This is a genomic window from Citrobacter sp. Igbk 17, from assembly GCF_028069775.1.
Lineage (GTDB): Bacteria > Pseudomonadota > Gammaproteobacteria > Enterobacterales > Enterobacteriaceae > Citrobacter.
The window spans coordinates 1-8,888 of record NZ_JANEWI010000063.1; the positions used below are offsets into that span (position 1 = coordinate 1).

General features: G+C 48.7%; 12 protein-coding genes and 1 pseudogene. 6 read left to right on the top strand and 7 right to left on the bottom strand.

What is annotated here, in order from left to right; translation table 11 throughout:
- The 6 genes from NNO08_RS22475 to NNO08_RS22500 form a co-directional block, all read right to left on the bottom strand.
- The coding region (locus tag NNO08_RS22475; protein ID WP_271457578.1) for a DNA adenine methylase at nucleotides 1-481 on the bottom strand (481 nt) is incomplete at its 3' end.
- Complete coding sequence (locus tag NNO08_RS22480; protein ID WP_271440858.1) at nucleotides 478-1,017, bottom strand: hypothetical protein; 540 nt, start codon at nucleotides 1,015-1,017, stop codon at nucleotides 478-480. The genes NNO08_RS22475 and NNO08_RS22480, both read right to left, overlap by 4 nt.
- Nucleotides 1,014-1,352 carry a DUF977 family protein gene (locus NNO08_RS22485; RefSeq protein WP_048235134.1) on the bottom strand — a complete coding sequence of 113 codons (339 nt, stop codon included), beginning with the start codon at nucleotides 1,350-1,352 and terminating at the stop codon, nucleotides 1,014-1,016. Before NNO08_RS22485 ends, NNO08_RS22480 begins: the two co-directional genes overlap by 4 nt.
- 2 nt (nucleotides 1,353-1,354) lie before the next feature.
- A complete protein-coding gene (locus NNO08_RS22490) occupies nucleotides 1,355-2,266 on the bottom strand; it encodes a replication protein (protein WP_271440859.1) in 912 nt (303 codons plus the stop codon).
- Between the two features lie 84 nt (nucleotides 2,267-2,350).
- Complete coding sequence (locus tag NNO08_RS22495; RefSeq protein WP_271440860.1) at nucleotides 2,351-2,890, bottom strand: toxin YdaT domain-containing protein; 540 nt, start codon at nucleotides 2,888-2,890, stop codon at nucleotides 2,351-2,353.
- Nucleotides 2,891-2,920: 30 nt separating this feature from the next.
- Nucleotides 2,921-3,148 carry a hypothetical protein gene (locus tag NNO08_RS22500; protein WP_016156713.1) on the bottom strand — a complete coding sequence of 76 codons (228 nt, stop codon included), beginning with the start codon at nucleotides 3,146-3,148 and terminating at the stop codon, nucleotides 2,921-2,923.
- Between the two features lie 35 nt (nucleotides 3,149-3,183).
- On the opposite strand from NNO08_RS22500, the gene NNO08_RS22505 reads away from it, so the two are divergent.
- From NNO08_RS22505 to NNO08_RS22515, 3 genes are all read left to right on the top strand, one after another.
- Entirely contained in the window at nucleotides 3,184-3,939 is a 756-nt protein-coding gene (locus NNO08_RS22505; RefSeq protein WP_271448914.1) for an XRE family transcriptional regulator, read from the top strand.
- Nucleotides 3,940-4,330: 391 nt separating this feature from the next.
- Entirely contained in the window at nucleotides 4,331-4,924 is a 594-nt protein-coding gene (locus NNO08_RS22510; RefSeq protein ID WP_271440863.1) for a type II toxin-antitoxin system HicB family antitoxin, read from the top strand.
- Entirely contained in the window at nucleotides 4,918-5,340 is a 423-nt protein-coding gene (locus NNO08_RS22515) for a hypothetical protein (RefSeq protein WP_271440864.1), read from the top strand. Before NNO08_RS22510 ends, NNO08_RS22515 begins: the two co-directional genes overlap by 7 nt.
- 30 nt (nucleotides 5,341-5,370) lie before the next feature.
- Here the strand turns inward: NNO08_RS22515 and NNO08_RS22520 are convergent, their stop codons facing one another.
- A complete protein-coding gene (locus NNO08_RS22520; protein ID WP_271440865.1) occupies nucleotides 5,371-5,577 on the bottom strand; it encodes a hypothetical protein in 207 nt (68 codons plus the stop codon).
- Between the two features lie 332 nt (nucleotides 5,578-5,909).
- On the opposite strand from NNO08_RS22520, the pseudogene NNO08_RS22525 reads away from it, so the two are divergent.
- From NNO08_RS22525 to NNO08_RS22535, 3 genes and pseudogenes are all read left to right on the top strand, one after another.
- A pseudogene (locus NNO08_RS22525) lies at nucleotides 5,910-6,026 on the top strand (hypothetical protein); the annotation flags it as partial.
- The gene (locus NNO08_RS22530; RefSeq protein ID WP_271440866.1) at nucleotides 6,019-6,183 is read left to right on the top strand and encodes a YdaE family protein; all 165 of its coding nucleotides are present in this window, start codon (nucleotides 6,019-6,021) and stop codon (nucleotides 6,181-6,183) included. The pseudogene NNO08_RS22525 and the gene NNO08_RS22530, both read left to right, overlap by 8 nt.
- Before the next feature lie 139 nt (nucleotides 6,184-6,322).
- Nucleotides 6,323-8,888: RecE family exodeoxyribonuclease (locus tag NNO08_RS22535; protein ID WP_271457579.1), on the top strand; the 2,566-nt coding region annotated here is incomplete at its 3' end.

Below are 8,888 nucleotides of genomic sequence, written 5' to 3' on the forward strand. Positions count from 1 at the left end.
GGCATATCGCAGCCAGGTTCTCTGGATAGCGCTCCCACAGATGCGCAGCAGTTGCGTATTTACGCTTGCTGTCACTGCGAAATCCCGAGTTACCACCGATACCGGATGCAGAGCCAAAACCCATACATGCGCGGACAACCATGCGGCGGGCGCGCTCTACAGGTTCCGTGACGATCTCCCTGGCTGCGCAGAACTCATCACGTGAGTAAGGTGTTAATGCGCAGGCATCACGCAGACTCTGATTCATGTCTGGATCTCGCAGGACAGTAAACAGGTTCACTACCTCGCTATCGAGATCGTTATAGACTTCTGCGTAGCTGCGCGGTTTTTGAAGTAGCACCCCAGCCGCTCCACCGAATGGCTCTACATAGCAAACATGCTCTGGCATCTGATCGATAATCCATGGCGCCAGACGGAACTTGCCACCGTGATAACGGATTGCGGGATGTTTGATCGGCGCCTGTTTGTTGAGTGCTGTCATTGGGCTGCCTCCTTACGGATTTCATTCGCGAAATCAGCAGCGTCATCTGCGCGTTGGCGATATTTCAGGCGAGATGAATCGCTGATGTTAATCCCTGTGTCCGTTTCGTTTGCAATCGCGTACCAGGCATTCGCCAACCTCTCCACACCCTGCGCCCGCACTTCAGCCAAGAAAGCGTCGGTGGCTGGGGTTATTGCATATACGGAATCCACCGTTTGCAGCAGTTCGGTTGCGTCCTCCATCGCGCCACGCCAGTCCATGCGGCCGCCGCTATGCTCAAGAATCGAAACTGCCAACGCACGGATGAATACATGGCGCTCACGCGCATGAGCATTTTCCGTCCCCAGCTCCCTGCGCTTGCTCTCGGCGTTAGCGAGCTGTACTGCCATGTCTGCGTTTTGTGATTGCAGCTCTTCGATACCTGCTTTTGCAATATCACTGGCCTTTTCCACGACATTCATCAACTCGTTAATCGCAGCCAGTTTTGATTGCTGCAATGCGCATTTTTTCTCTAATTCTTCGTATGATGGTTTCATGCTGGCATTCTCCCTACGATATCTATAACCCGGCGCATAACTGCACTTCCCCGAAAATCTGCTGGCAACTCAGTCACAGGCTTACTCGAACCGTATGAAAAACGCTGGAGATCGAAATCAATCACAGCCTTCTGGTCCCTGAACAAACCAAGACGACCGTAACGAATGAGTTCGCCGCGTTCGGCTGCTACGCGGAAATACTTCTCAGCAGTCTGACGATGCAGCGACAACATCTGTGATGCCTCACTAACGGTTAAACGACCGCGGATTTTCACCTCTTCGATGATCACTCTGATAAGTGCCGCCTGCTCTTCTGGTGTATTTGGTCTTGGCATGCTTACCCCCTGAACCCCGTTGGGATGGTTTTATCTGGCTCAGAAATGCGATTCACATCCCTGCCCGTTTTGCGGTCGTTGAGAGCAAATTTCGGTTTGAACAGTCCCTGATATCCGTTAGCGATACTGGTGTTGATCACATCAACCGGGTCATGCCCTTCATCCAGGCAAGCCTTGAGCAACTTGAAAGCTTTGGTGACCGTCATTTCGGTCTTGATGGCTTTTCCAGACTGTTGGCGGTAGGCAACCCACTCATTCCAGGACACAGAATCAAGCCACTCAGGAACGGGAATCGTCAGCGGGTCAAACTTACCCTTCCCCTTTGGGGGATTAGAGGGGGTTAGATCTGTATTTATATTTGTATTTGGAAGAATGTCTTTGGTGTTCCCTGTTTTCAGGGATACCTCTCCCTGTTTTTGGGGATGGTTATCCCCGTTTTCAGGGATGGTTGAATGGGTAAAATTGCTATCCCTGAATTCGGGGATGGTAATAACCCATGTAACAACTTCAGCAGCAGGAAACACCGCTGGACACTTCATGCAATTTGGCTTGGTATACGCCCATTTATCCAGGCTGGTATTAATCCCTATGTATCTGGTTTGCCCAATGCGGCGCAGGATGATGATGTTCCGATAGGCAAGGCTCAACACGGCCTCAGAGACGTGCTTCACCTTCAGCGTCGTTTTATCTGCAATGAGGCTATTGGCGATGCGGTCAGAACTCTTAGACCAGCCATAGGTCAGACGAACGATAGCATTCAGCACCCTAAACTCGCGCCCGGATAGCTCGACGATACACAGGGCATCCTGAATCTGGTTGGCCAGGCGCAAATAGCCTTTCTCCAGATCAGCCATGCTGCTCTCCTGTTTCCCCTGCTGTGTGGGGAATTTGAATATTTCAGCGGTATTTGACATACTGCTCTCCGCAATTACGCTCAGTTTTTGCACCTGAAAGCCGTTGGTGTTCTAGCACCGCGGCTTTCGCCATTTTTGAACCCGTCATACAACCCCCAACATCAGCTGCACCATCTCCATCAGCGGACCGGTTAAGCCAGGGTCAACGCGGTACATCTCCACGATCCCCTCACTCAGCTCTTTCAGCTTCTGATGCCGTGGCGCATCCATTGCGACAGCTATCTTCGCTTCACTGGTTTCCTTCTCCATACGCGCCAGGCGAGCCATGATGTTGTCTTCTGGCAGCAGGCGGTTGCGGAACTCAATCGGCAGAACTGCGAGGATTGCCGGAGTCAGCTGGCGGACGTTCTCGCGGTAACGTTCGCTGTTGAAATGGTTGTCCAGGAAGCGGAAAAGCTTCTGGCGCTTTCGGCAGAGATCGTCAGGGAAAGCGATGTCGTCTCCCCCTTGAGCCTGGTACTCTTCGATAATCAGAGCCGTAACTACGTCCTGACCATCGGCACCAGCCCAGGAGCGGACCGCGTCACGAATGGCATCATGTTTATCGCCATGCTCTTGTTGAGTGCGATTTATCATCGCGGACGAATGGAATCCGGTATTTTGTTGGTACGTAAGTGATTGCATAGTGCTTTCCCTTTCGTGGTTAATTTGCTGTCAGGCTGCTTTTGGTTTGCTGATCTCAAGAATTTGGGTGGTGGTAAATCGCCCCTCTGAAGCTTCAGCAATCTTCGACGCATAATCCGTCTCACCGGTGTAATCAGTGCGTGGTAAACAGCCGCTATTGATCCATTTGTAAATTGCGCGCGGACTGCGCTCACAAGCTTTTGCTACTACAGGTACGCGAATCATTTTGATGATTTCGCCAAGACTAATAGGTTGCATTCTTTGACCCTCAAATTGAACTGTAAGTACATATTATGTTGGAACTGATAGTTCACGCAAGTGATATTATGATTGAACCTATGGTTCAGGAAGAAAAAGCGCGAAAAGACTTTTCCCATAGGCTAGCGCTGGCCTGCGATAAAGCTGGTTTGCCGGTACATGGTCGTCAGGCTGAAATAGCCAAAAATATGAAGCTGACACCAAAAGCTGTAAGCAAATGGTTTAACGGGGAATCAATTCCAAGGCGTGGGAAGCTGCAAGAGCTTGCTGCGAGCATAGGTACAACTTCAGCTTACCTGCTAGGTGACAGCGTGGCTGATGGTATTGCGGAGGGGCACTTACAGAAATCGACCGAAACATTTCGTATAGACGTACTCGATGTAGCTGTTAGCGCTGGGCCGGGCGTGATCAATAGTGAGTTCGTAGAAGTATTACGCTCCGTGGAGTACTCAGTAGAAGATGCGCGTCAGATGTTTAATGGTCGTAAACAGGAACAGATCCGCATCATCAACGTTCGCGGTGACAGCATGTCTGGAACGATTGAGCCTGGTGATTTGCTGTTTGTCGATATAAGCGTTCAACACTTTGATGGTGATGGGATTTACGCTTTCATTTATGACGACACATCCCATGTGAAGCGACTTCAGAAGATGAAAGATAAACTCTTGGTCATCTCAGACAACCAGACCTATCGACCGTGGGAGCCGATTGAGAAGGCAGAGATGAACAAAATATTCGTATTCGGAAAGGTGATCGGTAGCATGCCGCAGACCTACCGTAAGCATGGTTAGCAGATGAACAGTTGAATACATAGTAATCCGAAATTACAATTTTCATGATGACACCACCTGTAGTGTCAACTAAGATAAGAACATAAAATGACCCGAATAGAACTTATCATTGAAGATTTAGAGAGAAGAGTCAAAACCATTGGATGTGGGGGGAGGTCGGGTTTACTTTTATATCTAGAAGAACTGGGTTTTAATGCGAAATCAGGAAAAAGTGATAACCATAAGGTTCTTACGCACCCAGAACTTTCAAGATTAAGTGAATTTCGCACAATAGGCATAGACTGCGGACATGGTACAGCAAAATCCGTGAAACCATGTTATGGAAGAACAGTTCTATCCACGCTAAAGAAGTACAAAGAAGAGTTAGAAATAATCTATAAGGCGAATAATCATGTATAACGCAGAAGAATATACCATTTCAGTACGCAAAGAGCGTATGGATGAGGACGTCTACTGGGTTGCAAGAGTGGAAGAACTCCCAGACATATTGGAGTTTGGTGAAACTCGTGATGAAGCATATGAACTTGCCATAGACACTATCAATACTGGGCAGGAAATGTGTTTTGCAGAAGGAACCCATTTCCCATCACCTAAAAATTTTGCAGATACTAATGTTTCAGGACGGGTGACACTTCGTCTTCCTAAATCTGTTCATGCCAACTGTATAAAACTTGCTGAAGAAGAAGGCGTAAGTCTCAACTCCTACATTTTGACTTGCATTACGTCTTACAGATCTGTTCAGGAAACAGTAATTAGAACATCATTATTTGAAGATTTCAGGAATAGCTTGATATCTATTACTAATTTGAGAAGTCATGGAGCTTTATTTGACCAATCTGAATTTGCATATTCGCGTAGGGGTCAATTTAAGATCGCACTAGACCATATCAACGGCGACGACAACTACGAGTCTCGGGCGATTAGTTCCATATCTCCTTTTGACGATATCAATGAACAAGGATGGAGCTCAGTTTCAGCATGTTAAGACTTTTAAGCAGTGTAGAATTGCAAGCAATCTCTACTAGAAAGCAATTCATTGATTTTACACGTGATGCGATACCCAAAGATGATGGAATAAATCTAAGTTTTATCATTGAGTTAGGGCTTAATGATAATGAAGAGGATAAATGTTGCTATTTAATTTTGGGATGCAAAAGCCAAGTTAATGACATACCAGAAGGTGAAGTAAACCCACTAAAAGTAGAAATTACAATCGCTTATAAATTCAATGTCTTAGAGCCTGATGTATTTCATCAAGCTGATGATGAACTTAAAGCCACATTATTATCTAACCTAGTGTATTTGGATTTTAGAAGTAAACTCACAGCAGCTTTCTCAAGTGTTGGATTATCAAAGATAAGATTCCCTCTGACCTTCGAAAAAATAAAATCTATGAGTTAGAAATTACAACCCGGCCACCGCGCCGGGTTTTTACTGCCCTCTTCTCACCATCGCAGCCGCATCCCGCAATACACCTTTGTGAATCACATTCCCCACCGCCCTGCGCTTAGCCTCTAGGCTATTCACTATCGCATCGCGGCTTATCACTATCCCGTTAGCTATCAGACTGACAACTGCACCTCCAATCTCGCCGGCGATGAATGCTGCGCGGTCTTCTTCAAGCTCGTCACGTTCCATTTCTTTGCTCCTCTGATGTTTTTTTGAGCATAACAGGAATCAAATAAAAAATAAATTACCTTAAAGTTCATAGAATTATGACCAACTGAACTAACTTATTTATTAAAATGTACTTTAGGTACTTTACTTCAGTGAACTCATGGTACATTATCACCTCATCGCGAAACACTAAGCGCATAAGGTTTAACGCTCAGCTGGCCGGCTATAAGGCAAAACAGAAGTGAGCTTCGCGGTGGTGAACTGCAGAGTTAAAACGCTCAACTGTGAAGATCAGCATCACGGCGCCACCAGCGAAGTTCACTTAGTTCCAGCGACAAGGTATCGAGGGTGAGATGAAAGACTTTGCACGCAAATCAGTCCGGCAGCAGGCCGTAACACTGAACTGGGTAGAAGTGATTATTCGTCGTTTTTGTTACCTGCTTGCGCAGAAGGGAAATCCTGATGTGTAACTCAACAAAATGCGGTTACTGCAGTAAGCCGGTTAAACCGGAAGAAGTAATCAAAAGTACCCTTCTCTATCGCAACGGCTCACAGCTGGCGCGTAAAGAGAACGAATATTGTTCCAGACGTTGCGCTTCGCACGACCAGATGGCTCACGAAGGCTAACGTAAAACCCGCACAAGGCGGGATCTACGTCCGGTGCCACCGACCAAAGTTACACCGGAAACAACATTAAAACCAAAGTTAACCCAATGGGCGCTATCAATGGTCCGGGGATTCTAACACCCAAAAATGAGGATCTCACATGGAATTTCCATATGTAGTTAAAGCCACACAAAAGTCGGGAAAGCCTGATGCTTTTGTCTGGTTCACTGCAAAAACTGAGGCTCGCGCCAACCTGATGCTGGACGTTGCGCTGGAAGATGCAGGTATCGAAACTGGGCGCGGTAAGGATTACGCCAAACCAATTCGCACTGATTTTCCTGTTGTTGATGACCTGCCAGATGAAGGTGAAGTTGATTTCACCTGGTGTGATCGTTACGAACTGGCCGAAGACCAGCGCACCTGGAATTTGAAATTGAAAACTGATGATGCGGCACAGGAAGAAAACCACCAGACTGATGACAATGTCGTTGATGGTGAAACCGGCCATGCAGAAGAATCTCAGCAGACAGAAAAGCCGAACCTCATCGTCGTAGCCACCCTGCCATTCCGTCAGCGCGTACTGGCTCAGTTCATCGGCGATGGTGAATATTTCTATCACATCGACGCTGGGCAGAAAAACGAGATTGTCCGCCTTGAGATGGACACTGATAACACGTACATCCAGAACCTGCTGCTGGCTGCTGAGAATGTGGAAGCATTCAAAAAAGCCATTGAACACGATATTCATAAGGTCGTGAATGCCGTTAAGAAAGTCTTCCCTGTCGACGGTAAAAAACCGGAGCTGGCAACAGTTATTCAGTTCCTGACGGTGTGGTTCAAAACTGAATACATCGATCGCGGCCTGCTGGTCAAGGAATGGCAGAAAGGCAACCGCGTTGCACAGATTCAACGCACTGACGTCAAAGCCAACGCTGGCGGTGGAAATAAGACCGATCGCAATACCGACTACGTCCACACACTGGACACTCTGGATGTTGAAATTGCGCTGGCCACCTTGCCAATGGATTTCAATATCTACGACATTCCTGGTGGGGTCTACCGTCGCGCTAAAGAGATTGTCAGCAAGAAAGAAAGTCCGTTCAGCGAATGGTCTGAGGCGCTGCGCAAAACCGCTGGCATCCTGGACTATTCACGCGCCGCCATCTTTGCACTCATCCGCGGCACATCATCCGAATTGGTTAACTTTCCTGGGCGGTTGCGGGCATATATCAATGCCAATCTAACCGAAAATGACCACTCAAATCCCTCAGAAGAAACGCTGGTTGATGCTGGTCATACGCCGGACGTCAGCTGGGAAAACGAGATTAACGAGAAGGTCGCAGCAGAGCTGAAAACAGCTGCGGAACAACCACAAATCACCAACATGGGCAACGGCGTATTCTCCATAGAAGGCCTGATGGGTGATCAACAAACACAAACAGATGACCGTTCACCAGTTAAAGAGGAAACCACCAGCGATGTGCAGATGGAAGAAACTGTCAGTGATGAAGAACAGGCTGGTAATGAAGTGCAGTCAGGCGAAAGCAGTCTGGAAACTGGTCAAGAGTCACATACCGGCCAGCAAGCCGATGTAAACCAGAATGCGGATTCTGTTAGCCAAAACAGCGATTCTGTAAACCAAACCGAACCGGTTGCGGCACAAACCGAGCCAGAAGCGCAATCTGACGAACCGGCTGTTGTGTATCCCGCTTACTTCGAGCCAGGCCGCTATGAAGGTCTGCCGAACGAGGTTTATCACGCAGCGAACGGTATCAGCTCTACCCAGGTTAAAGATGCGCGTGTGTCGCTGATGTACTTCAATGCGCGCCACGTAGAGAAAACCATTATCAAAGAACGCTCTCCTGTTCTGGACATGGGAAACCTGGTACATGCTCTGGCGCTGCAGCCCGAACTGCTGGATGCCGAATTCAGCGTTGAACCGGTAATCCCGGAAGGCGCATTCACCACAACGGCAACGATCCGCACGTTTATCGATGAGTATAACGCAAGCCTGCCGGCGCAGCTGTCAGCCGACGACATCAAAGCGCTGCTTGAAGAATACAACGCCACACTACCGGCACAGCTGCCGCTCGGCGCATCGCTGGAAGAAACTGGGCAAAGCTACATGGCGCTGCCTGCCGAGTACCAGCGTATTGAAGACGGCCAGAAGCAGACCGCAGCGGCGATGAAAGCCTGCATCAAAGAGTACAACGCCACCCTGCCTGCTCAAGTGAAAACCAGCGGTAGCCGTGATGCGCTACTCGAGCAACTGGCAATCATCAATCCTGACCTGGTGGCACAGGAGGCGCAGAAGCCTCAATCACTGAAAGTGTCCGGTACCAAAGCAGATCTGATTCAGGCCGTGAAGTCTGTTAATCCGGACGCCGTCTTCGCCGACGAACTGTTGGATGCGTGGCGCGAGAATCCACAAGGGAAAGTACTGGTCACCCGTCAGCAACTGAGCACTGCACTGACCATTCAAAAAGCCCTGCTCCAGCACCCGACCGCCGGGATGCTTCTCCAGCACCCGAGTCGCGCCGTTGAGGTGAGTTATTTCGGCTTTGACGACGAAACCGGACTTGAAGTCCGCGTGCGTCCTGACCTTGAGATCGACCTGGACGGCGTTCGCATCGGTGCCGACCTGAAAACCATCAGCATGTGGAACGTTAAGCAGGAAGGCCTGCGCGCCAAGCTGCACCGGGAAATCATCGACCGTGACTACCACC